Origin of the sequence: Cuspidothrix issatschenkoi CHARLIE-1, assembly GCF_002934005.1 — a bacterium.
In the GTDB taxonomy this organism is placed as follows: Bacteria; Cyanobacteriota; Cyanobacteriia; order Cyanobacteriales; family Nostocaceae; genus Cuspidothrix; species Cuspidothrix issatschenkoi.
The window spans coordinates 1-24,328 of sequence record NZ_PGEM01000013.1 but is presented as its reverse complement, the minus strand read 5'-3'; the positions used below and the strand labels follow the sequence as shown (position 1 = coordinate 24,328).

The window sequence follows — 24,328 nt, the reverse complement described above, 5'->3', positions numbered from 1 at the left end:
AATTTATCCAAATATCATCATAAAAACGCCGACAACAAGGATGATTACAGCCATGACTGATTCAATCAAGAGATCAGGATTAAAATTAGATGATTTTTTAACTACTCCTTTTTGAATATGAGAAAATTCTTCAAGTTTAACTATTTTAGTTAAATAAATATCTATTTTGCCATTGGGAAATGCTTCAATAGCTAAGTTTGTGAGATGATCTTGATCCCAATAATCCCAAGTAATGCGGCATAGGGTTGTGTCTGTTGATTCATATTTACTCTGAGTGCGAGACTCAAAATAATAAGATTTATAAAAAATTTGCAATTCTGGATAGGGGATATCATCTGTTTGCATTTTTCCCCAGAGAAAAGGTAATATATTTTCTTGGCTTTGCATAACTGCGGGCTGAATTTGCGGTTGAAACCATTGAAAACTCGTTCTATTTTCGGCGAAATCATCCCATGATTCAACAATACCATCTTCTTTTGAGCCTGTTGCTAATAAACGACAATTATGGACTGGGTTGGAAATATACCAAGTGACAGAGGTTGATGGTTGTTGAGGATCATACTCTCGCAATAGGTAATATTCAGTTCCCCCCGATGATTTGAGTAACCATTCATCAGTTTGATAACCTTCCGTATCTCGATAGGTACTGTAGTCTTCTATATCCCAATCTACACCATGATACCTGATGCGATCGCCTGAACGCAGATCCTGAATTAGGCTTTGAATTTCAGTTATAGACATAAATGCTTTAATATAAGTAGGTGAATCGAAAAATTTAAAGGTATGTGAAGAAAAGTAAAATCTTGCCCCAACGACAATTTTTAACGCTAACCTACTTAAGTCAGTGTAATTTTTGTCAGTCTAATATCCTGTATAACATTCAATCTAAGTTATAATAAGACTGATAAGGAAGAACTATCTTAAAATAAATATGAATAACCTAGTAGGGGTTTAGCACTGCTAAACCCTTACATTAGTTTTAATCAAAAAATGTTAAATTAATATTCTTTATCAGAATCAGGATATCCAGGATGAAAGGATGAATCAACAAAATCCTAGAGAAGAAAGTAATTTTGTAGAGAAAAAGGGGTAATCGTTTTGCAACCCCTGGACTTTACTGCTTTAACTGCTGCTTGTGGCGAGATTCGTGCTGACTGGTTGCCGGCACGGACAGAACAGGTATATCAGCGAGATCGCTTTACCATTACCATTGCTTTACGCACCTTAAGTCAACGGGGTTGGTTAGAAATTTCTTGGCATCCCCAAGCCGCCCATATTTGCATTAGTGAACCACCACCACGCACCCCAGATACTTTTACATTTAGCCAACAGTTAAGACATCAATTAGGTGGTTTGGCTTTAATTGGAATTGAAGCTATTTCTCCCTGGGAACGGGTAATTGATTTACAATTTGCCCGTCGTCCCGGAGAGGATGCACTTTATCACGTTTATGCAGAAATAATGGGCAAATATAGTAATGTAATTTTAACTGATGCTAATCATGAGATTATCACAGCCGCCCATCAAGTTAGTCAGCAACAATCAAGTGTTCGACCCATTCAAACGGGACAAAATTATGAAACACCACCAAAATTGACGGGAAAAATCCCCAATTTAAGTGAATCTCTGGAACGCTGGCAAGAACGGGTAAGTTTAGTTCCAGGAGGAATTAAACGCCAGTTACTCAAAAGTTATAGTGGTTTAAGTGCGGCTTTGTTAGATACGATGCTGTTAGCGGCAAACATCCCACCAGATACCAACACAGACGCATTAACTTCCGAAGATTGGCAAAATTTATTTCAACGTTGGCAAGAATGGTTACAAGTTTTAAATGTGGGTAAATTCCAACCAGCTTGGACTAAAAATGGATATACAGTGATGGGTTGGGGTGGAGTCTCACCTGCCAAAAATATTCAAGAATTGATTTGCCGTTATTATACTGATCAATTAAATGAACAGGTATTTGTACAACTGCGCCATCAATTGAGTCAAAAATTGGTGAATATTCTGGGTAAATTAAGGATTAAAGCGCGAACTTTTAGCGATCGCTTGCAACAATCAGATCAAGCTGAAGAATATCGTCAAAAAGCTGATTTATTAATGGCAAATCTGCACCATTGGCAACCAGGAATGCAGGAAATTAGTTTACCAGATTTTGAAACTGAACAGTTAATTGCGATCGCTCTTTTGCCAGATAAAAACGCCGTCCAAAATGCCCAAAAGCTTTATAAACAGCACCAAAAACTCAAACGCGCCCGCGCTGCCGTTGAACCCTTACTATTTGCAGTGCAAGGGGAAATTAACTATCTTGAACAAGTAGAAGCGGCAATTTCTCAGCTAGACCATTACCAAACTCCAGAAGATTTACAAGCCTTGGAAGAAATTCGGGATGAACTAATTGGACAAAAATATCTAGAAGACCTAGAATATCGCAGCCGTAGCAGTGAGACACCCAGCACTAATTTTCATCGCTATCGCAGTCCTAGCGGCTTTGAAGTCCTCATTGGTCGCAATAACATCCAAAATGATCAATTAACATTTCGTGTGGCTGGAGACTATGATTTATGGTTTCACGCCCAAGAAATTCCGGGTAGTCATGTCCTGCTGCGGTTAGAACCGGGTACAGTTGCCGAAGAAACTGATTTACAATTTACAGCAAATCTAGCGGCTTATTTCAGTCGCGCCCGTCAAAGTGACCAAGTACCAGTAGTTTATACCCTACCCAAGTACGTGTATAAACCCAAAGGCACTAAACCCGGACTTGTAGTTTATAAACAAGAAACGATTATTTGGGGGAAACCGCAAGTTGTTAATGGTTAACGGTTGACTGATGACGGTTGATAGGGAAGATAGATGATGTTGCATCTACTCCAAAACAGAAAACCCACTCACCCTAGGATATATATTTTTTAAGATTTTTTTATTAAAAAACTGTACTGGCTGCTACAATCTTGTTAAGAAAAGTTGCCCGTCGAATTTTGGGAACGTGCAATTTGGTTTTGACTCTACTGAGAAGATAACGCGAACAACGTTTTTTAGCAGACTAGCCCTGTGGGAGGGGCTGGTCTTTTTGTTTGCAGAACTCAGGAAGGAGTAGGTCAATGAGAAAATACTGATATAGATAAAAAGTAACGTTTAAAACTGAGGTGTAGATGTGAGGATGTGGATGCAGTTATTGGCAGATTTTATCAAAAATAGTAACCAACCCCGTGAAATCAAGCGGGCTACCGCAGTAAAAATGCTCCTATCTGGATACAAACATGAAGAGATAATGCCAATATTAGGTGTCTCATCTGGCTTTATTAGTACCTATAAATTGGAACTTTTAAACCAAGAATTTTGTCCAATCTGTCTACATAAAGTTCTGTAGGATTAGCTACTACTTGGATGGGCGATCGCATACATAGCTTAAGCTCCTGAGCGATCGCTTGTAGAATCATTGGGAGGTTGGTCTTTACTACTTCTACAACTGACCAAGTTATCTTGATCGAGATTATTAGCAGCAAATACATATACTGGACTAAAGATGAAAATTGCAGCAGTGATTAGCAAAATTACTTGCATATCTAATGGATTTATTTTTCAAATTTTTGTGGAAAAGAGGCAGAAATTAACATAGATTATGAGTTCATGTCAAAAGACTTTTAACTTGTCTTCTTATAAAGGGACTTAAACACTTTTGAGGAAGAAATAAGCCTCAAATCCTTCCGGGGTAAGGGAAATACATTAAATACCCAAAAATGCCTGTAACCCAGATATAACAACAAACCAATCAAAACGATGTAAAACCCCTTTGGGATATACGTTTGAGGATATTTCAAAAGTGTTTTTTGCCTAAGTCCCGCTAACTTATTTTCTCCTCTCCCGTAGCCACTGGTAAATCTTTTTGAGTGCTATATTCTGTCCAAGAACCTTCATAAATTCTGACTTTCGGATAATTAAGCAGATGCTTTAAAACCACATATTGTAATGTAGCTTCCCGTCCTGTACTGCAAGAAACAATAATGTCATTTTCAGGAGTAATCTTTTTATCTGCCAGAATTTTCTTAATCTCATCTAATGACTTTAATTTGTGAGGATTTTTAGCATCTGTAAATGTTACCCAAGGAATATTCCGCGCACCAGGAATATGTCCATTGCGTATCCAAATATTTTCTTCACCCCGGAACAATTTTTCTGGTCTAGGATCAATAAAAACAATTCCTGATTTACCAATAAATTTTCTCACATCATTTAAACTCACACGCACTGAAGGGTTATCCCGAACTGTGAATTTACCGACGGAGTATTTAGGAAACTCTTTAGTTACATCTTGATCAGTTTTATAACCTGCATAGCCACCATCCAATACAGCGATATCTTTTAGTCCAGAACGTTCTAGTAAATAAGCAACCATTGTTGCACCTAAAACATCTCTACCATCTGAATATACAAGAACACGACTATTATTTGTTACACCAGAATTAGCGAATATTTCCCCTAGTTTTTGATTGTCCCAATATTGTACCGGCAATCCTTCTTTTGGACCTCTAAAAGCCGTATCAGCAATGTTTACAGCATTAGGAAGATGTCCTTCTATATAGTCGAGAGGAAAATTACGTACATCTAAAATTCTGAGGTTAGAATCTTTGACGTTTTCAGCTACCCAATTTGGCGAAACAAACTGAATATTAGCCCGAGAATTAGCTGATAACACTGGCAAAGGTAATAAGGGAATACTTACTACAAAGGCAAAAAACACTGTCACCAAAGCAAATAACTTAGGTTTTTTCAAACTTTTGAAAGAGAACCTTTTAAACATCATGTTCACCCTTTTTCGTATTTAATTGAACTATTTATTTTTAGTGAAATTACTTTAATTAGCAGTAATATTAAAGTAATTTCAAAAACTACATTTTACGCCGTTGTGACTGTTAAACCAAGAATTTTGGCAAATCTCTCTACATAGAATTCTCTAGGATTCGCAACTTATTGAATAGATTCCCGTTGACCCAAATTTTTCCACCATTGCTTCAACTTGGGTGTTTCTGTTGGTAGAGTAAAACTACGGAATTTTTCTAAAACTAGTAATCTTTCAAACTAAGGATAGAAACTAATATTTACTAAACTCAAGTTCTCTCCTAAGAAGTAAGCACCATTACCAATTTCAATGGGTGTAAAATCAATTCCTTTTTCCAGCAACACTACACGGGTTCTTTGGGAGAAAGTAGAGGCTTTAGCAAAGTAAAGTTGTAAGTTACTCATTTAGTCCTTTCCTTGATTGGGATTTGTTTGAATTTTTGGTTAATTGCAAAAATTACAAGTTGAATGACAGCCAAAGATAGAAGTGAAGCAATTTCACTCCTACAATTTACATTTTTTACTGACAAACTACCGACATTTTAAATTAACTACTGTTAATCTATCGGATTAGCGTTGTATATTAGAAGTATTCCATAGTTTTTACTAAAAAACAAGTCTTTTAGCAAATATTCTTCCGCAAAAGTAGATCTAAAATGCCCAACAATTTAACACGTGTCCATAGCTTGCTTCTCTTTAGTACCGCGTTCATTACCAGTCCACTTAATGCTATAGCGAGAGGTGGTAGTTTTATTACATTTCCCACCTTAATATTTACTGGTATATCACCTATTACAGCTAATGCTACAAATAATACTGCTTTATGGATTGCAGCCATATCCAGTGCGGATGCATATCGTCACAATTTGCTCATCTCGCGACTACAGATTTTAATACTATCTGTTACCAGTTTAATTGGTCGGGGAATTGGCTCTGTTATTATGCTATATACATCAGCGGATATGTTTAAACAGCTACTTCCTTATCTGTTACTTTCAGCAACGCTGATATTTACATTTAGGTGTCTCATCTGGCTTTATTAGTACCTATAAAAAAGCATTTTTTAAAATGGGGATTGATGGGTTAAAACTAGGACAATGGCTGATTACCTGCTTGAGATTTGCCCCAAATGCACCACAACAGAATCCGGTGGAAGATATCTATTTAGATCAAATTCTTTCTTTTTACTGGATGCCTCTACAAGAAAATTTTTAAATTTAACTCTAGCTATTTTATGACAAACCCAAACACTGTAAAGTTTTATTGTAGGATTCAACACTGCTACGTTGATCTATACATTTAAAAATTGCAAATGTTCTCCAGGTTTTGATAAAAAAGTATCAGGAGTTCCTTGAATTTGCACTTGACCTTTTTCGATGAGAACAATCCAATTAGCTCGATGAATGACACTAGGACGATGGGTAATTAAAATTGTGGTTTTACCTTGGCGATATTCTAAAAGACGATCTAAGACGTGAGCTTCACTCATAGGATCTAATCCAGCAGTAGCTTCATCTAAAATGAGGATGGGAGGGTTGTTGAGAATGCCGCGAGCGATCGCTAATCTTTGTCTTTGTCCACCGGAAAGATTTGCCCCAAATTCGCCTAAAACCGTTTGATATTTATTAGGTAATTGACTAATAAAATCATCTGCATCGGCAATATCGCAAGCTTGAACTATTTCTGCAAAGGAAATACTAGGTGATCCTAAACGAAAGTTTTCGATAATTGAACGACTCCAAAAATGCGGTTCTTGAGGGACATATACTACTTGTTGTCGGTAACAATCTAAAGCAATATCTTGAATATTAAAAAAACCGATACGAATGTTACCGGAGTCAGGTACATATAACCCAGATAAAAGTTTAGCTAAAGTGCTTTTACCACAACCAGATTTACCAATTAAAGCAATGATTTTTCCTCCCGGAATTTGCAAAGAAAAATCATCTAATAATTCTACTCTTCCAGGATGATGAAATTTAATATGGGAACAATAAATATCTGCATGACTGGAAATTTGAGCAACTGGTTTAGGACTACCACCTATAACTTCTGGAGTTGCATCAATCACTTCTAAAAGTCGAGAAACTGCGGTTTGGGATCGAAAATATTCATCTACAAAACCAACTAAGGAATTAATTAAAGCTAAGACATTAATTTGCAGTGCATTAAAAGCTAACATTTGTCCAATACTTAATTTACCTTTAATAACTAACAAACTACCGAATCCTAGTAAGATGACACCTCCAATGGTAGAAAGAATTTTAGCCAAAGTTCCGTTAATTATTGCTAACTGAATGGTACTAAAAGCCAGATTAGCTAAACGACCAAACCGACTTTGAAATTCATCCCAAAATTGAGGAGCAGCATTTGTAGTTTTAATTACCTGTGCGCCTTTAAATGTTTCTACTAACACCCCTTGATTTTCTGCACCTAAAACTAAAAGAGTGCGGTTTTTCTGTTGTAAAACGGGTAAAAAAGGCAAGGTAGATAAAGTCATTAAGACGGCGATTAATAACACTGCTATTGTTAATTCCCAACTATAAAATAACATTAAGCATAAAGAGATGATAGCAATAAAAAATTGGCTAGGTAAAACAATGACAATTTGGGATACTAATTGATTTATTTCGCTAATATCTCGAAGTCTGCTAGTAATTTCTCCACTGCGTCGAGATTCATAGTAATTTAAGGGTAATTGTAGGAGTTTGCGCCCAAATTCTAAGACTAAACCTAATTGTAATCTTTGTCCAAAATGAGAAATCATTAAAGCTTGGAATGCTTGCAAACCTCCACTAAATAAACTCATGACAACAACTGCGGAAACAATAACTGTAAGTAATTGCGTATCTCCACGCACAAGAACATCATCTGTGAGTAATTGAATTAAAACCGGAGTTCCTAATGCTAGTAAACCCAGAACAATATTAATCATTAATACCTGAGTTAGTAAGCCACGATAAGGTAAAATGCGGTGAAAAAAGCGAGTTATTCCTCCTTTGCTTTCTTCTTGGGGTTGTTCAAAAAAGCGATCTGGATCTGGCTCTAATAATAACATTACCCCGTTCCAAGCATCACTTAATTCTTGTTTGGTGAGATAACGTACTCCCACAGCAGGATCAGCAATAATATATTTTTGACCTTTTTTACCATATAAAACTACCCAATGATAGCCTTGCCAATGGATAATTGCAGGTAATGTAATTTCTGTAATTCTATCTATAATTTCTGGGGAAGCTTTGACTGCCCTAGCATTAAAACCAAGATTTTCTGATCCTCGTTTTAAACCTAATAATGTTGTCCCTAATTGTCCAGTTCCTACGGCTTCTCTACTTTTGATCATGCTTATAAATCGTCCATAATGTTTACTAATAGATACTAAACAAGCTGCGCCACAGTCTTCCTCACTTAACTGTAAAATACAGGGGATATTTTGATAATTTTTGAAAATATTCAACATAGTTAATAATAAGAATTGAGTAGTTGGGTTGACGTAAGGAAACCTAACTTTATTAATACCTTTGTTGGGTTGAACTATGGCTTAACCCAACCTACACTTTTACTGAAAAACGAACCACTCCAGGCATAGAGTTCATAGAGAAATAAGGGTTTGAGAGATATTTTGTGTAAGTCCTATTTTAGTTAGAAATTGGTGATTAATTTGCCCTTTCTGAGGATAAATTGTAGTATAGTTTCTTGACGGGAAATAATATTAGCACGACCTTCCATACCAGATTTGAGATAACATAGGTGATTTCCTTTACCTAAAAACAAACTTTCTGGTTGAATATTGACTTGATATGTAGCAATTTGTGGGGTACTAATAATAGGATTATTTTGTGTATCTGCTAGTGTATCTGCGGCGACTATTTTCACAGTTCCCTTGAGAGTTCCATAGTCTGGATAGGGACAAGCGGAAACTTCCATTTGCACTGATTGACCGGTTTTTACTTTGTCAATATCTTGTGCGGAAACATGAGCTTTAATAATTAAAGGAGCATCCACTGGAGCTATTTGTGCTACAGCTTCACTCAGTTGTGCAACTTGTCCAGGGTTACGGAGTTTAAGCTGCATTAATATTCCTGTAGCTGGTGAACGAATCACTGTTTTATTCAAATCATTTTCTATTTGTTGGAGTTCTTGACGGGTGCGAATTTGTTGTTTCTGGAGTTCTAAACGTTGCTGAAATAATAGTTCTCGTTCTTTTTTTAAAGCCGCTAAAGTCCCTTCACCTCTAGATTCTTCTTGTTTAATTCTTTCCTGGGCTACTGTAACACTAGCATTACTAGGATTGAGAGAAATTTTCGTTTTTTCTAAATTTATTTTTGCTAATTTAACGGCTTGTTCTTTTTCTTCTTGGAGATTTTTAGCATTAGATTTAGCTTGCTCTAATTTAGCTTTGGCAGATTTTACATCTTGTTCTTTTTCCTCTAATAAGTTTTGGGATATTGCTCCTGATGTGGCTATATTTTGCAAGCGATCGCGTTGTAAAATTGCCAATTTTAAGGCTGCTTCTGCTTCTTGGATAGTGGCTCTTAATACCTTTTCTCGTTTTAATCTGATTAATTGCTCTTTGGCTAAATTGATAGTTATTTGAGCTTGTGTCATTTCTGATTTAGCTTTAGTTTGCTGATCTATATAGTTGCGTTCAGTTCCTATTAATTCAGCCTGGGCAGCTTTAATTGTGCGCTCATTTAAGTTAGTTTGAGCAATAATTTGGCTATTAATTTGGTTAATTTGAGCATCAATTTGTATGAGTTGTAATTGATTTTGCTCAATGATATTTTGCAATTGTCTTTTTTGTGATTGCAATTGAGAATCATCAATATATGCAATGATTTGCCCCTGATTAACTAGCTGATCTTCTTGAACAAGGATTTTTTTGATAGTTCCTGTAATTGCAGATTCAACTAATCTTAATTCTCCTAAGGGTCTGATAGTGGCCGGAACTTTAACAGTGACGTTGTAATAGAGAACCGATGTGAGACTAACAGCAACTACAAATATAGTGATCATGATTCCCCCACAAATCTGAATCCATTGACCAATTTGGGGGAGAAATTCATTTGTTTCTAGTATATGTAAATCCTCTGTTCTGGTATTATTGAAGTGATAGGAAGAATTATGATTATTGTTTTGACTCTGTAAGGAGTTCACGGTATTATACCTTTCGTTAGAACTGAAATACTCTAGCCCAAGATAGCAATTACCAAGATCATGCCATTGAAAAATAACTATCTTAGACAATAAATTGCCGAAAATAAAAACAAGTAGATTTATTCATTCAGATGGTGAAAAATAAAACTTTCTCAATGTCATTAAAGGGTTTACCCCGGGTTATTGCGCGGTTAAGGGGTGGAAAGCACTCCTCCACTGGCGATAATTGAAGGTGTAGTTGTAGGCAAATCTCCACCATCTGTGGGTAGGACTGCTGAACCTAAAGTTCCGATACCCGCCGGAGGATCTGCGCCTAAACCTAAGAAATCTTGTCCCGCAGTCAATCTGGTATTAGCTTTACCTGCGGATGTAGCACTGCTACCTTCTCGCAGCTAGTTCAAAGTCAGCACTACCAGCTATGATCTCTTGTTGTTGATCGGATAAGGTAAGAAATAAACTGGATGTGTTGATTTGATTTGACATAATTATTAGCCTCAATGACTGAAAACCAGGGTTTTATCACCTCACAATTTAACTATAAGCATTGTTGCTTCATAATTCATAAATCTACAGGTAGAAAGTCAAGTTTTTAAATTTACCTCTAAATATAGAGACAAAATAATTTGTGATCACTAAGATAGTAGAGTATTCCATGATTATTTAAGAATTAATTTCCCATAGTTGCAAAACAATAAAATCCCCGACTTCTTCAAGAAGTCGGGGATCTGAATCTGGATCTGAATCTTGTATATTATAAAAATGTAAGGATTCAGGCCACAGAATGAATCAGAGTTTTCGGTCTAGATTATTGGTACAAACAAATATTCTGACTCGGTGACTCGGTGACTCCTGAAATCATGAGAGTAATTGCATTAATATATAAGCAGAGGCTGCACTACCGATAGGAACTGTTAAATTATCTATTCCTAAATAAGAAAATGTCTCTAAAATGGTAGCGATACAGGCAACAATTAAGGAAACTATCCAAGTTTGCCAAATATTACCTTGGGTCAGTAATAAGAGAGTGACACAAATGAAATAACTAATTAAAGTAACTGTTAAAGAACCTTCCCAGCTTTTTGTAGAATCAAATATTATATATTTATGTTTGCCAAAGCGTTTACCAATTAAAGCGGCTAATCCATCTCCCCAAGTCATAATCATAATTCCTAAAACAGCATATTGGGGTTGGTGTAAATGCCAAAAAACAGCGACTAAAACACCAATACTGACAGCATAGAAAAATGTTCCCCAACTGTGACGACCGACGCTATTAATACCAGGCAGAATGGGAAATTTATAGGATAATAAAGTAATAATACTGGCTAAAATTGAAGCATAAATACCGACAAAGGCAGGAATATCTAACCACCAAGCTATGACAATTACATTACCTGTGCCAATATGTACGATTTTTCTAATGATTTCTGGTTCGCTATTCGTAAAACGACTAACTACCCAAGCAATGCAGATAATTAATCCTACCCAAGCACCAGCGATAGCAGTTTCTAGGGATAATGGGAAAAGGGTTTCTAAACTGAGGAATGTATTCAAGAATAATCTCACAAATAATTTTCAAGGTTTGATTCTACTTTATGCGATTTGCACATGAAAATATTATTCATTTGGCTAATTAAGGGTTATCGTTTGTTTATTTCTCCCCTGTTTCCCCCCACTTGTCGCTTTCAACCTACTTGTTCTCTGTATGCTATCCAAGCAATTGAACGGTTTGGGGCGTTCCGTGGTGGCTGGATGGCTATTATGCGAATTTTACGCTGTCACCCTTTTCATCCCGGCGGTTATGATCCTGTTCCCGATGTGAAAAAAAAGTGCTGTTGTCAAGATGTAGATTCGTGAACTAAGGCAGGGGTTTAGGAGTTCAGAATTTTTAACGCCAACTTACTGATATAACAGCTTACCATTACCAAATAGCACGAATTGGAGTTTTTCTCGGTTGTGGTGAAGCTTATCCAGGTGTGTCTGTGGGTATGAGTATGGGTGTGGGTATGATGGGTATGGGTTCTGGTTCGGGAGGATTTTCGGCGGTGACAGTTAATTGATAATCTATGGGTGCGGAGGCTGTAGAAACTATGACAAATTCATAAAATCCGCTTTCTGGCAATGTTTGCGACAAATTCCGTTCTGAAGAGTCTTCTAAAAATACGATTTTTCCAGAGGGAGAATAGACGGATATTAAAGCTTTTTCATCTGCTTCTAGCTGCACTTCCATAGTTTGATCTTGTCCTAGACTGGTGATGAAAACTTTCCCTGTTCCTGGTTGTAGTGTGCCGCTAACTGTTTTACCTGTTGCACCTTGATCAAAAACTATTTTTTCAACTGCACTTTGATTTAAAATGTCGTTAAGTTTATCCTTAACTAAAGCATACCAAACTTGTCCAATGGGTTCTTTGATAAACTTTTTACCCTTTTGTTCAGGAAATTGATGGAAAAAAGCTGCATCGCTTAAATCATACAAAGAACGACTACCTACATTGATTTGATTAATTTTAAATTGCCACATTGCGCGTTCATCACCAGTATAATTTCCCAGTTGACGGCGAGAGTTAGAAGTAATTACTGAGAGTTTTTCCAGAAGGGTGGCGGCGGTTTGATCCCATTCTGCCCGCAAGCTTTCATCTTCTGGAGTATCTTTGAGAACTCGTCCCACTAAACTGGGATCTTTTTCCCGAAAAACTTGGTTAACTAATGCTACGTAAAATTTATAATTTATACCTAATTCTTCCCGGCGATCGCTCAATTTTTGTTTACGTCGTTTTTCCTCCGGTGAATAATTATACTCAAGTTTAGGTGTACTTGTAGGCATAGAACTAGCTATAATTGTGGCTATATCTTTCTGTGTATTGTCACTGGGGTTTCTAAATCCCCAAGCCAGTAGGCCAAAACTGGTAAATGCAGCTACAGTCATAATAGATATATTTGTTCCCGTCCAAATACCTGGATCTTTGGCGATGGTTGTAGGTGCAGAAGTGGGAGTTGGAGGTTTAGGTCGAAAAAAGGCGACGGTTGCGGAGGTAGGGGGTTGAGTTGGCTGATAATTAGAGGTTTGGGAGTTGAGGATTTGGAGAAGTTGCCCTGCTGTTTGATAGCGATGGTTCGCCATTGGTGATAACATTTTATCTATGATTTGCCCAAATACAGGACTAATACTCACTTCCTGCCGCCATTGCCAAGTTAAATTATAAGTATCAATTAATTCATGGGGTTGTTTCCCTGTCAGTAAAACTAACATGGTGACAGCTAAAGCATATAAATCGCTCTGGGCAGAAACAACACCGGTTTGCATTTGTTCAGGCGGTGCAAATCCTACTTTTCCTAATAAAGTTCTATTAGCAGGAGATGGCATTGCCCCGGATTGGTAATATTGAGAAGCTACAGTTGCGGCGACTTGTTTTACACCCCCAAAATCAATTAATATAGGTAATTGATCACCACTGCGAAGCATTAAATTATCAGGAGAAATATCACGATGAATTACACCCAAGGCGTGAATATATTCCAGAACTGGTAAAATTTGCACTAATAATTGGCGGATTTCTGCCTCTGTAAATTTTAAGCCTCTTTGTTGACGACTTTTTAATAAGGAACTATAAGTTTCTCCATCTATATAATCTTGAACTAAAAATAGACTTTCTTTACCTTGAAAATTGATGCGTAAGAGTTCCCGAAATCGGGGAATTTGAGGATGTTGTAATTTATAAAGAACACTTGCTTCTCTCTGAAACAGTTCTTCAGCTTTTTGTACAACATAGGGAGTTTGTACTTGGGGCGAAAATTCTTTTAAAACACAAATTTCTCGAAAACGGTTAATATCTTCTGCTAAATAAGTCCGGCCAAATCCTCCTTGGCCAATTTGCCGGATAATAGTATAGCGATCGCCTAGGGTTTGCCCTAGTTGTAAACCAGAAATCACAGAGTTTTGTATAATTTTCTCCCCACACTGAAGACAAAACCTACTATTACTTGGATTTTGATGTCCTTGAGAACAATAAAGATTAGTCATTAGTTAGTTGTCAGTTGTTCTTTGTTAGTTGTTCTTTCTTAACAGTCAACGGTCAAGCGTCATCTATTACCTACTTTATCAGATGCGATCGCATACCAAATTTGCAAAAAAGTTTCTTGATTGAGTTTGCCCCTTTCTTGACCAGGAAACAACGGTTCAAATATTTGATACGTGTCTGCACGCAAATCTTGAAAAGATGTATATTTACCCAGTCTTCCAGCTTTAGCTAGTTGATCCCATCGTTGGGAATCTTCTTGACTATAACTACCTATTTTCTTTCTAGCTGTTTCACTTAAATTTGCCTTTTCTAAATTAGTTAATAAGTGATCAGCCGCCTGATTCCATTGTTCCCGCAAAGCTGCATCTTCTGGCTTTGCAGTTAACTTACGTCGCTTTAATTCTGGCTTTTGATTATAGAAAATTTCATTAACAGTTTTAGTAAAAAATACCGTAGAAATTTCTAACTCTTTTACACGAGTAAAAACTTGTTCAATTGTGCGTTTATTACTTCCAAGTAGAGGATTATCAATATTAGGTATTTTGGGAATTTCCATTTGTGGAACTTTAATAGAGGCAATTCCTTTAACAGCAACATTCCCTAAAGCAAACATCGCCGCCGTTACCACAGTTACCCCTGAAGTGATGATAAAGCTAACAGCAAAAGGACGTAACCATATAGGCATCGGTATCTTCTGTACAAATAACGTCGTTTTATTGTGGACACCGCCACCAATATTCCGGGCTTTTTGCACACCTGGCGCGACTATTTGGGTTTTGAATTTACTAATATAAGGATGAGGATTATTACTAGGAGTTTGCATAGTTTTTGGTATAGATGAAATAGATGGTAAAGGCAAATCTTTAATCACTTGTTCAGCTTTTTGATAGCGATCGCTTGGCTTATATGCCAACATCTTTTTTAAAACAGCTTCTAATTTGGGACTAACTCTAATTTCCTGACCCCAACGCCAAAGGCAATTATAACTATCATAAAGTAAATGTGTTTCTTTGCCTGTAATTAATACTAAAGCTGTCACCGCTAAAGAGTAAAGATCACTATTTTTATAGACTTTCCCTTGTGTTAACTGTTCCTCTGGTGCATATCCTTTTTTACCTAATGCAGTCCCATTTCTCACCAGTTTCGTCTGCCACAAACCCTGATAAGCTGGTAACTGTTTCACACCACCAAAATCAATCAACACGGGTAAATTATCACTTTTGCGTAAAATCAAATTATCTGGGGAAATATCACGGTGAACTATATCCAGAGAATGAATATAAGTCAATACAGGCAGAATATTATGGAGTAAATTAATTACTTCCTCCTCACTAAAGGACTTACTCTCACTTTGGCGTTGTTTAAATAATTGGTAATAATTATCACCCTCAATATAATCTTGGACTAAAAAGAAAAAATCTTTAGTCCCAATCTTTGCCTGAAAATAAGCGTGAAAACAAGGAATTTGATTATGTTGGATTTTCTTCAGAACACTTGCTTCCCGTTCAAACAGTTCTTTGGCCTTTTGTAAATCTTGCGGTTTGGCAACTTGGGGCGCAAATTCCTTTAAAACGCAGATTTTCCCATATTTTTGTCTATCAATCGCCAAATAGCTGCGTCCAAAGCCACCTTGTCCCAATATACGCCCAATTTCATACCTATTATTAATAACTTGTCCCACAGTCAAAGGTAATGCTTCACCACAATGAGTACAAAAACGATAATTACCACTATTTACGTGCTGTTGACTGCAATATACTTGCATGATGGTAGAAGATAAATTAAGCCTAATCAAGTTATACAATATGATCGAAACTATTTACGCAAATTTTTAATGATTCGGGGTTTTTGTTTACAGCAGGGAACAGGGAAGAGATTTGAAAGTCCTGTCTCATTCAAGTGCATACTGCTATATATGTTGTAATACAATAGCAACTATATATTAATTTTTATTAAAAAATAATATAAAATAAAAAGCACCCTTGATAAATAAAAATATTCGATCTCAGAGGATCTAACTCTGGTAAGATTCACAAATTCAATCAGATTTTTATATGATGAAACCAGAATCACAAACACAAAAAGTAATTCAAGAACTAACAAATTTTGTCTCTCTTCCTTTAGAGTCAAAACTGCAACCATATTCTGATGATCAGATAGCAGCAACTGTTATCAACTTATTTCAAAATGTAGCTAATAATGTACCTGCATATCAGGAATTTTTAGCAAACCAGGGAATTGAATCACAGAGTATTCAAAGTTTAGCAGATTTTCAGAAATTACCAAAAGTAAATAAGGAAAATTATATATCAAAATATCCTTTATCTCAATTATGTTATCACGGCAAATTAGAAAACTGTGATTTTATCGCTGCCTCTTCTGGTTCTACAGGTAAATCTACATTTTGGCCACGTTCCTTGACAGATGAACTAGAAATAGCCACCCGGTTTGAACAAATTTTTTATGATAGTTTTCAAGCAGATGATAAAACTACCTTAGCCGTGGTTTGTTTTGCTTTAGGAACTTGGGTAGGCGGAATATTTACTACTAATTGTTGTCGTCATTTAGCTGCTAAAGGTTATCCGATTACTGTTATTACTCCAGGCAATCATAAAACTGAAATTTTGCGAATTGTTCAGGAATTAGGCGGTAATTTTGAACAAGTTATTTTATTAGGATATCCACCCTTTCTCAAGGATGTGATTGATACAGGTATTGCTAATGGTATGCAGTGGCAACAATATCAAACTAAGTTAGTTATGGCGGGAGAAGTATTTAGTGAAGAATGGCGCAATTTAGTCGCCCACAGGATAGGTTCTGAAAATCCTGCCTATGATTTTGCTTCTATGTATGGAACAGCAGATGCAGGAGTTTTAGGGAATGAAACCCCTTTAAGTATAAGTATTCGACGATTTTTAGCAGCCACCCCAGCAGCCGCTAAAGCATTATTTGGGGAGTCTCGTTTACCCACTTTAGTGCAATATGATCCTAGTAGTCGGTTTTTTGAAGTTGAAGAGAGAAATTTACTATTTTCTGGTAACAATGGTATTCCTTTAATTAGATATAGCATTTTCGATCAGGGTGGTTTAATTACTTACGCAGACATGATCGAATTTTTAGCAAATTGGGGTTTTGATCCTCTTGGAGAATTAAAGGATCATCGGGGAATTCATCAATTACCTTTTGTCTATATTTTCGGTCGTTCTAATTTTACAGTTTCCTATTTTGGTGCAAACATCTATCCTGAAAATGTCACAGTAGGATTAGAACAACCAACTATTAGAGAATGGGTAACGGGTAAGTTTGTGTTACAAGTTCAGGAAGATGTAGACAAAAATCGCCTTTTATCTGTGGTAGTAGAATTAGCACCAGGTGTAGAAAATCAAGAAGAGAAAAGATTATCTATTACTAATTCTATTCTCAGTCAATTATTGCGTTTAAATAGTGAATTTGCGAATTATGTTCCCCCAGAATATCAAACTCCTTTAGTAGAATTAAAATCTACTGGTGATGCTGAATATTTTCCTGTAGGTGTGAAACACAGATATACTCGCAAGATGACAGGTGAAAGGTGATGGGAAGTAGGGGGAGGGGAGCAGGAGGGAAAATTATCTTCTTCTTCCTTTCTCTTTCCTCCTGAACTCCTAGCAATTACCCTTTATTTTTGATAATCATGACGTTAATAATTGACAATTCACCCTAGTTAGAATTACTCATCAGTCTATAGGGGATGAGTTGATATTGATATTCTAAATTTTCTCTGTTGATCACTTGCAAAATTCTCTCTGCAGCTTTCTTACCAGCTTCAGTGGGAGATTGATCAATAATTGACTGTAAAGGATTTGTTGGATCTGCTAGCATCTTAGCTTTTTCTGGAGTCAAATCCATGATCCCAAACACCTTAATTTTACTGTTTAAACCTAATTGCTGAATAGCTTGGATGGCTATATCTGTAGTTCTATCAGAACCCGACCAAATAACATTAATTTGCGGATAACTTTGCAGCATTTGTTTAATTTTACTAATATCTTTCCCATCAATAGCATCTGTAGAAGCAACTTCTTGCCATTGAACTCCTGACTTTTCCATAGCTTGTTTGAATCCTTGGAAATAGGGATAAACTCTTCCCAATTTTGTACCATCTACAAGTCCCACATTAATCATTTGCTCAGGATACTTCTGTTTCATATACCCCAGTAATGCCTGAGTAGATTCATAACCCATTTTAAATGAGTCACTTTCATAACAACCAAATACGTATTCGGAATTTCTATCAATACAGTCACCAATAGTAATGGTGATTATCCCTTGCTGAAATGCTGCTTTAATAGCAGAAACAGATCCTTCTGGTTCTTGTGGCCGTACCACAATAGCATCCACTCCTTCCTTAGCTAAATTCTGGATAGTTTTAGCTTCTCCTTCTACAGTTTCATCAGAATACATTGTGATTACTTCAACTCCCGGAACTGACGACAACCCCTCTAAATAAGATTCAAATATACTATCCAGCGAAGGAATAACCACCCCAATTTTAGGTAATTTCCGAGGTTTGACAATTTTTTCTTGCCAATTAAAATCTACCAATGCAGTTTGCCAATCATTAGCTCTTTCCAGTTGGGAAATTGATGAAAAATAAGCATTTTTTAAATTAGCATTTGTGAGTTTAGCACCACGTAAATTTGCCCCTTTTTGTAAATCCACATAGGATAATAAACTATTTTCTAGATTTGTTCGGTAAAGATCAGTACCCTGCAAATTAGCTCGACTTAATAGAGTATGAGATAAATTAGTATAATAAAGTTGAGCCTGGGAAAGATCAACCCACAATAAGTCCGAACCTTGTAAATTAGCTTCAGAAAGATTAGCATTCTTCAGGTTAGCGCGACTCAAAAAGCTGTACTGAATATTTGCATCTTCTAAATTAGCACCTTCTAAATTAGCTCGGCGAAAATTCGTATATTTCAGATTTGCCCCTGCTAAATTTGCCCCTGCTAAATTTGCCCCAGATAGGTCTGCTTTTTCTAAATTTGCCCCAGATAGGTCTGCTTTTTCTAAATTTGCCCCAGATAAATTTGCTCCCGCTAAATTGGCATAACTCAACTTTGCACCTTTATAATGAAAAAGTGTTGGTTTCTTCAAAAAATTCTCAAAATCTATATGAAACTGATAACATTTATTTAATGCTATATTAGATATATCAGCATTAGGAGATTGAATACCAACAATTGATGTACAATTCTGATTGAGAAATTCAAATGCATCAATTCTACTTTCGTTGTAGCGTAAATTGACATTATCTAAAATCATTTTTTTCGCATCATTTAATTCTTGTTGTTGACGTTGAGGTGCATCAATAACATAAGATCCCATTGCTAATAATAGAGTTGCCTGTCCCACAACTACAGATAATTTATATAGAGAAATTTGTTCACACCAAGCAACAAAATCTCCCAATCGTTGATCCATGAATTTAACAGGCTTCAACAATTTATTATTTAATTTTGCATCCTCATTAGCTCTGAGGTACTCTTCTAAAAGTCGGCGATAACTCTCTAACGGAATATCTAAACGTTTACATTCCTGAATCATTTTATATTCTCTTTGGATAGAATCATCAATTGAGTTGATATAACTAAAACTCTGATTAATGGCCGTAAACACTTCAATTTTGTCATTGCTGTCTACAGATAATATTTCATGTTCATCTGCGGGATGAGAATTACCATTATTGACAGGAATATCATTATCATTTTCTAGAGATTTATAAGTCATAGTTCAAATCATGAGTTAGGATTTAGAAAGCAGAAATAAAGAAGGAGAAAAAACCTTTTTCTCTTCTGTTCCCTCTTGCCTCAGCCCTGTTTATTGATATAACAGCACTTACGCATAAAACAACACTTACGCATAAATATTATCAGGGCTGGGTCTAGGGTTTGCAGTGTCCGGATTTTTTCTTTCTTTTGTGTAATTCCTATACAAGTATCATAAACTATATTGACAAAATTAGGCAATAGGAAAGATACAATCCTAAAACATAGATAAAAAGTGTTGCAACATATAGAATATTATCTATTGGTATAAATTAATTTTCATAGTATGATATTTTTAAGAGAATTTGCCAGTAATTACTGGGACTTTTCTAATGAATATAGTAATAACAAGAAATATCGGGACTACACTCAATGGCAGACTCTGTAGAAGATTTCGTCAATTTAACTAAGATCCAGTCATCAGGCCAAGTCCTTAAACTTGTAGATGCTGATGCTGCCACTATTATAGAAATCCAAACCCTACTTAAACGCAAAGGTCTTTACCCCAGTGATATTGATGGTAAAGTTGGCAAATTAACCATCGAAGGATTTGCCAAATTCAAAGAGAGTATATGGTTGGATTCCCCTGAACTAATAGGCCCATCTGTTGCCAGTGCATTACTGGAAATCGCAGTAGATCATGGTGTGAGCGAACAAATACAAGAGACCAAAGCAGAACCTCTACCAGAATCAAGTCTAGGTAATAAGACTGGTAAAACTCTGAAGTTACCAAATGGAAATATTGTTTATGAACGGGAATTAATAGTTGAAGGTATCCCTCTGACATGGGGAGAATTTACTCAAGGATGTACCAGAGTTCCAGAGTCCAATGAAATCGTTACCAATATCATTAAGGCAACGAAAGGATTTGGTAAAATTCGCCAAACCTATGGAAGTCCACTCCGCATTAATTCTGGTTATCGTCCGTCCGCCGAGAACGTCAGAGTAGGTGGCTCTCGTACATCTCAACATATCAAAGGACTAGCCTTAGATATCTCTCCAGTGGATGGCAATATGAAACGACTATTTGAAGTTTGTCGTGCTTCTGATTGCACAGGGTTAGGACGCGGTATGCACCGGGGTTTCGTCCATATTGACTGGCGTGCTGGTGGCCGTGTAGTTTTTGATTATTCTTAATCAACTATCAGCAGTCAGTGAAAACAACATAATTGGTAATAAGTAGTGAGACAGAATTAATTACACAATGTCATTGAGTTAGCGCAGCATGGCGTTAGCTACATAGAACGAAGTGAAATGAAGCAATCGCAAGGGTTGTGATTGCTTCTCTTCGCTCGCAATGACTGTAAATATTTTTGTCCAATTACTTAAGGTAAGGATTCAGGGAATAGGGAACGGGGAACAGGGAAGATAAAAGAAAAATCTTCTTCATCCTTCATCCTTAATTCTGATAGCGCGGCGTGGCCGTTCGCCCCTACTGACTGACTCCTGTACTCCTGCCGTATCAATTGTAAGTTTGAGCAACTCTATATTCTATTTGTTCCAGTGCAAATTGCCAGACTTGATATCCTGCTGGAGATAAATGTAATCCATCTGTGGTTAATTCAGGACGTAAGTTACCATCAATATCGGTAAACCAATTGTGAACATTGAGAAAATCAACTCGTTGCTTTTTAGCAATGATAGCAAGTTGAGCATTAATATGACGAATACGACTATTAGGAATTTTTTGGGAACGCACAGGTAAAATAGATTGGACAATAACCTGACTTTTGGGATGAGTTTGACGTAAGTTGCGAATAATACGAGAAGAATTCACCAAAATTGATTTGTCAGTTGTACCTTTACGTAAATCATTAATCCCAATCATTACATAAATCACATCTGGTCGAGTGGTTGCAAACGCCGACAATCTTTTTAATACACCCTCGGAAGTATCTCCAGATATACCTTGATTTAACCATAATTTACCCGTAGGTAGTTTTTCTTTAGGAAACCACAAACTCAAAGAATCACCAACCAAGATACTCAAACGATTTGCACCTTGACCTTTAGTAATAGCTTTAGCTTCCATAGCTAGTAAGCTTTTCCAATCTTGATAAGTTAATTGAGATGTTTTATTAGACTCCCAGGAAAATTCTAAATTGTCTTCATTTTCTGCCCGGGTATAAATTTGACCACTTCTGAGAAGTGCTAATCTTTGCTGATAGAATTCACTACCAGAAACAGGTGACTTAATTTTAGTGTTAGTAGGTTGGGAATTGAAGTTAAATGAGGATTTAACAGTTGATAGGCGTTGCTGTCTAAATTCTGACAAGAAAATACCCAAACTGGGGATATTTTTGGAAATGACCGATAATTGTTCTTTTGGAAACAAGCTTTGTCCACTAAATTCTGGTAATGAGTTATCAACTTTAGCAAAACTTTTTCCTTTTCCTACTGATTTTTGAGTATCAGTGCTAAATTCAGGCACAGCAACTTGCCCATGGGAGATTTTTTCACTCTCATAAGATTGGAAACCCGCTACTAAATCTAGCAAGGGTGAGGATAGAGAATCGTCTGGGATATCAGCTATCTGTGGGAGTGCTGATGTTGGTATTACCAATCCCGTTAATAAACCGGCGGCCAACAGATAAGGTTCACTCATCGTTGTTTTATTCCTTGTGGGTATTCACTGCTGTTTCTTATGACAGGGTTAAGTCAGTAAATTCAGGAAAATTTCGCTGCAATAAAGTTTAATGACAACTAAAAATGTCAAATTGCCTACTGTGGCTGGAAAAAGTCTAGACACTGAGTTAGTTGCTTGACTTTTGCTAGACTTATCTAGCCGTTTTCTGTCGCAACTAATTTAATCGCTACTAGTTTTATTTTAACTAGAAAAAACAAGGTTGTATATTTTTAATCAAGAAAGATTGAACTTGTATTAACTTTTGTAATAGCACTTCATAAGATTTAACATTGTTAACAAGTCTAACTGCATCCGATAGACTTACCTATAAGTTATAGATTATAGTTATGATTAATAAATGCTATTTTTTCTCGATATTAATTTTAAAACTCTTTCTAAATAAGCTTTATAGGCTTTTATTAATCTATGCCTCACCTTTGTTTTTTAAATTCGTATATGTTGTTAATTACCTCATTTTTGCGTCTACCACTTTTGGTAGATGACAATTACAAACCATTTATGTTGCTATTGATAAGAAAATTTAATAATTCATTACATCAGTATAAATATTTGTTTAAAAAAAAAAATAGAAAAAATAATTATAATGCTTATTCTATAAAGATTATAGTTATAAACTATAAATACGTTTATTTACACTTACTTAAAAAATAAAAAGTATAAAAAACTTATATTTTAACCTAGTATTTATATTTGTATTTTCAGATACAGAGTTATATGCAGCAAAATAAGTAAATACTCAAAGTGCTTGCTACAACTAAGTTATACTCATCGTCAGAAAGTTATATTTGCAGAATTAGTAAATCTGTTTGCTGTTTATAGTTTGGATTAGACATATAAAGATTTATCGAAACTAAAACAGATCAATTCTGGGAATGTAGAATAACTTCGCAAAAAGTGCTAAGATTTATCCGAAGTCATTAATGTTTCCTTTAATTCTGTGGCTAGAGCTAGTACAGCAATCGGTGTAAGTCCCATCATCAAGGAGATTGTGCAAAAACAGGCACATTCAACTCGCTTAACCTTAAAAGAGGTTATTCTCATGGGAATGTTGGCAATTGATAAGTTAGATGATCAAAACTGCCAAGAGTTAGCGGATCAAGTTCATCAAATGCAGGTTAATGGTGAAATCTAAATCTGTTGGCAAGAGTCTAAAATTCTAGGTCTCACGCCTCCAGTTCACAAGCTGAAATTATTGATAAAGATTGTAGTGTGATTTATCACATCTCTACTTTTTATGATAATGAAAGCAACGTACCATTAAGTCATGCTGATGGAGTTCAGAATCTAGCCAGTGGTCAACTTTGGTTGTAGATACTACAACCTTAACTGCTGTCTAGGACTAAAATTTAATAAAAAATACGGGCAAAACCGTGAAATGAAGACTACTGGATCTGCCACTCTATTACATAGAGGTTAAGTAAAGCATTTTTATGTTTTCTTTTGGCAGTTTCCAGTACATTCAGTGGAATTACTTTCTGATCTTCCCTGTGGATAAAATCAGAAAATACTAAAAATTCTGTTCTAAAGTAGCGGTAATTGATGAATTGCCGCTATTTTTCATGGGGTTGTCAAAAATAATCCCCCAAACCTTTTCACTTTAAGGAAATGAGGGAATTTTTATGTTGCAGCAAAAAGTGAATTATTATCACTGAACACCTCAAAAGTTAAGCTTTGAATAAGAAAAATTTAATTTTAGATAAATTTTATACAAATCAGGAATATATCCTTTCTTTTATTTATCCTGGAAATCTGTAAATAATTCCTTCTTTATCACTCGCTTTAGAATGAGCATTTAGCTGTGTGGCCTTTTCGTCTAAATATAGTTTGGCTTCTTCTATCCCACATTCCGCACTTCA

At 36.0% G+C, this 24,328-nt stretch carries 19 protein-coding genes and 1 pseudogene; 7 read left to right on the top strand and 13 right to left on the bottom strand.

Translation table 11 applies throughout. The features are described 5' to 3' along the window. Positions 1-3 precede the first annotated feature (3 nt). Positions 4-741: a DUF4178 domain-containing protein gene (locus CUN59_RS01885; RefSeq protein WP_104386243.1), complete on the bottom strand. Its 738-nt coding sequence runs from the start codon at positions 739-741 to the stop codon at positions 4-6. A gap of 357 nt (positions 742-1,098) precedes the next feature. Here CUN59_RS01885 and CUN59_RS01880 point away from each other — a divergent pair, with 357 nt between their 5' ends. Then, positions 1,099-2,820 (top strand): Rqc2 family fibronectin-binding protein, encoded by a 1,722-nt coding sequence (locus CUN59_RS01880; protein WP_104386242.1) that lies wholly within the window; start codon positions 1,099-1,101, stop codon positions 2,818-2,820. A gap of 588 nt (positions 2,821-3,408) precedes the next feature. Here the strand turns inward: CUN59_RS01880 and CUN59_RS21265 are convergent. The 3 genes from CUN59_RS21265 to CUN59_RS22570 form a co-directional block, all read right to left on the bottom strand. After that, positions 3,409-3,564 (bottom strand): hypothetical protein, encoded by a 156-nt coding sequence (locus CUN59_RS21265; protein WP_165790140.1) that lies wholly within the window; start codon positions 3,562-3,564, stop codon positions 3,409-3,411. 280 nt (positions 3,565-3,844) lie between these two features. Next, positions 3,845-4,774, bottom strand: coding sequence for a sulfurtransferase (locus tag CUN59_RS01870; RefSeq protein ID WP_243406835.1), 930 nt, complete (start codon positions 4,772-4,774; stop codon positions 3,845-3,847). A gap of 305 nt (positions 4,775-5,079) precedes the next feature. Continuing rightward, entirely contained in the window at positions 5,080-5,244 is a 165-nt protein-coding gene (locus CUN59_RS22570; RefSeq protein ID WP_438501798.1) for a hypothetical protein, read from the bottom strand. 251 nt (positions 5,245-5,495) lie between these two features. On the opposite strand from CUN59_RS22570, the gene CUN59_RS01860 reads away from it, so the two are divergent. Together CUN59_RS01860 and CUN59_RS22565 are read left to right on the top strand one after the other, a co-directional pair. Further along, positions 5,496-5,882, top strand: coding sequence for a sulfite exporter TauE/SafE family protein (locus tag CUN59_RS01860; RefSeq protein WP_104386239.1), 387 nt, complete (start codon positions 5,496-5,498; stop codon positions 5,880-5,882). A 40-nt stretch (positions 5,883-5,922) separates the two neighbouring features. Continuing rightward, positions 5,923-6,030 (top strand): annotated as a pseudogene (locus tag CUN59_RS22565) (IS630 family transposase); the annotation flags it as partial. Positions 6,031-6,130: 100 nt separating this feature from the next. Here CUN59_RS22565 and CUN59_RS01855 read toward each other — a convergent pair. The 5 genes from CUN59_RS01855 to CUN59_RS01840 form a co-directional block, all read right to left on the bottom strand. Continuing rightward, positions 6,131-8,299 carry a peptidase domain-containing ABC transporter gene (locus CUN59_RS01855; protein ID WP_104386238.1) on the bottom strand — a complete coding sequence of 723 codons (2,169 nt, stop codon included), beginning with the start codon at positions 8,297-8,299 and terminating at the stop codon, positions 6,131-6,133. 182 nt (positions 8,300-8,481) lie between these two features. Next, on the bottom strand, positions 8,482-9,996 hold the full coding sequence (locus CUN59_RS01850) for a beta-barrel domain-containing protein (RefSeq protein ID WP_207765347.1): 1,515 nt from the start codon (positions 9,994-9,996) through the stop codon (positions 8,482-8,484). A gap of 191 nt (positions 9,997-10,187) precedes the next feature. Then, positions 10,188-10,340, bottom strand: a complete 153-nt coding sequence (locus CUN59_RS21840) for a hypothetical protein (RefSeq protein WP_243406834.1) — start codon at positions 10,338-10,340, stop codon at positions 10,188-10,190. Between the two features lie 34 nt (positions 10,341-10,374). Next, complete coding sequence (locus tag CUN59_RS22730) at positions 10,375-10,479, bottom strand: hypothetical protein (RefSeq protein ID WP_497706901.1); 105 nt, start codon at positions 10,477-10,479, stop codon at positions 10,375-10,377. Between the two features lie 372 nt (positions 10,480-10,851). Next, entirely contained in the window at positions 10,852-11,562 is a 711-nt protein-coding gene (locus CUN59_RS01840; protein WP_243406833.1) for a diacylglycerol/polyprenol kinase family protein, read from the bottom strand. Between the two features lie 42 nt (positions 11,563-11,604). Here CUN59_RS01840 and yidD point away from each other — a divergent pair, with 42 nt between their 5' ends. After that, on the top strand, positions 11,605-11,853 hold the full coding sequence (gene yidD, locus CUN59_RS01835) for a membrane protein insertion efficiency factor YidD (RefSeq protein WP_104386237.1): 249 nt from the start codon (positions 11,605-11,607) through the stop codon (positions 11,851-11,853). A 109-nt stretch (positions 11,854-11,962) separates the two neighbouring features. Here the strand turns inward: yidD and CUN59_RS01830 are convergent, their stop codons facing one another. Both CUN59_RS01830 and CUN59_RS01825 read right to left on the bottom strand, forming a co-directional pair. Beyond that, entirely contained in the window at positions 11,963-14,017 is a 2,055-nt protein-coding gene (locus tag CUN59_RS01830; protein ID WP_104386236.1) for a serine/threonine-protein kinase, read from the bottom strand. A 59-nt stretch (positions 14,018-14,076) separates the two neighbouring features. Next, the gene (locus tag CUN59_RS01825) at positions 14,077-15,780 is read right to left on the bottom strand and encodes a serine/threonine-protein kinase (protein WP_104386235.1); all 1,704 of its coding nucleotides are present in this window, start codon (positions 15,778-15,780) and stop codon (positions 14,077-14,079) included. 292 nt (positions 15,781-16,072) lie between these two features. Between CUN59_RS01825 and CUN59_RS01820 the strand changes: the two genes are divergently transcribed. Then, positions 16,073-17,590: a phenylacetate--CoA ligase family protein gene (locus CUN59_RS01820; RefSeq protein WP_104386234.1), complete on the top strand. Its 1,518-nt coding sequence runs from the start codon at positions 16,073-16,075 to the stop codon at positions 17,588-17,590. A 124-nt stretch (positions 17,591-17,714) separates the two neighbouring features. Here CUN59_RS01820 and CUN59_RS01815 read toward each other — a convergent pair whose 3' ends face one another. Continuing rightward, positions 17,715-19,787 carry a pentapeptide repeat-containing protein gene (locus CUN59_RS01815; protein WP_104386233.1) on the bottom strand — a complete coding sequence of 691 codons (2,073 nt, stop codon included), beginning with the start codon at positions 19,785-19,787 and terminating at the stop codon, positions 17,715-17,717. Positions 19,788-20,197: 410 nt separating this feature from the next. Between CUN59_RS01815 and CUN59_RS01810 the strand changes: the two genes are divergently transcribed. Continuing rightward, positions 20,198-20,962, top strand: a complete 765-nt coding sequence (locus CUN59_RS01810) for a D-Ala-D-Ala carboxypeptidase family metallohydrolase (RefSeq protein ID WP_104386232.1) — start codon at positions 20,198-20,200, stop codon at positions 20,960-20,962. 325 nt (positions 20,963-21,287) lie between these two features. Here CUN59_RS01810 and CUN59_RS01805 read toward each other — a convergent pair whose 3' ends face one another. Then, on the bottom strand, positions 21,288-22,430 hold the full coding sequence (locus CUN59_RS01805) for an SGNH/GDSL hydrolase family protein (protein ID WP_104386231.1): 1,143 nt from the start codon (positions 22,428-22,430) through the stop codon (positions 21,288-21,290). A 979-nt stretch (positions 22,431-23,409) separates the two neighbouring features. On the opposite strand from CUN59_RS01805, the gene CUN59_RS01800 reads away from it, so the two are divergent. Next, positions 23,410-23,604 carry a hypothetical protein gene (locus CUN59_RS01800; RefSeq protein ID WP_015083627.1) on the top strand — a complete coding sequence of 65 codons (195 nt, stop codon included), beginning with the start codon at positions 23,410-23,412 and terminating at the stop codon, positions 23,602-23,604. Positions 23,605-24,328 lie beyond the last annotated feature (724 nt).

Excerpts from the sequence above, each read along its gene's own strand:
- CUN59_RS01825 (WP_104386235.1), bottom strand. The coding sequence starts at position 15,780 with ATGCAAGTATATTGCAGTCAACAGCACGTAAATAGTGGTAATTATCGT.
- CUN59_RS21265 (WP_165790140.1), bottom strand. The coding sequence starts at position 3,564 with ATGCAAGTAATTTTGCTAATCACTGCTGCAATTTTCATCTTTAGTCCA.
- CUN59_RS01860 (WP_104386239.1), top strand. The coding sequence starts at position 5,496 with ATGCCCAACAATTTAACACGTGTCCATAGCTTGCTTCTCTTTAGTACC.
- CUN59_RS01855 (WP_104386238.1), bottom strand. The coding sequence starts at position 8,299 with ATGTTGAATATTTTCAAAAATTATCAAAATATCCCCTGTATTTTACAG.
- CUN59_RS22570 (WP_438501798.1), bottom strand. The coding sequence starts at position 5,244 with ATGAGTAACTTACAACTTTACTTTGCTAAAGCCTCTACTTTCTCCCAA.
- CUN59_RS22730 (WP_497706901.1), bottom strand. The coding sequence starts at position 10,479 with ATGTCAAATCAAATCAACACATCCAGTTTATTTCTTACCTTATCCGAT.
- CUN59_RS01815 (WP_104386233.1), bottom strand. The coding sequence starts at position 19,787 with ATGACTTATAAATCTCTAGAAAATGATAATGATATTCCTGTCAATAAT.
- CUN59_RS01885 (WP_104386243.1), bottom strand. The coding sequence starts at position 741 with ATGTCTATAACTGAAATTCAAAGCCTAATTCAGGATCTGCGTTCAGGC.
- CUN59_RS01820 (WP_104386234.1), top strand. The coding sequence starts at position 16,073 with ATGAAACCAGAATCACAAACACAAAAAGTAATTCAAGAACTAACAAAT.
- yidD (WP_104386237.1), top strand. The coding sequence starts at position 11,605 with ATGAAAATATTATTCATTTGGCTAATTAAGGGTTATCGTTTGTTTATT.
- CUN59_RS01805 (WP_104386231.1), bottom strand. The coding sequence starts at position 22,430 with ATGAGTGAACCTTATCTGTTGGCCGCCGGTTTATTAACGGGATTGGTA.
- CUN59_RS01830 (WP_104386236.1), bottom strand. The coding sequence starts at position 14,017 with ATGACTAATCTTTATTGTTCTCAAGGACATCAAAATCCAAGTAATAGT.
- CUN59_RS01810 (WP_104386232.1), top strand. The coding sequence starts at position 20,198 with ATGGCAGACTCTGTAGAAGATTTCGTCAATTTAACTAAGATCCAGTCA.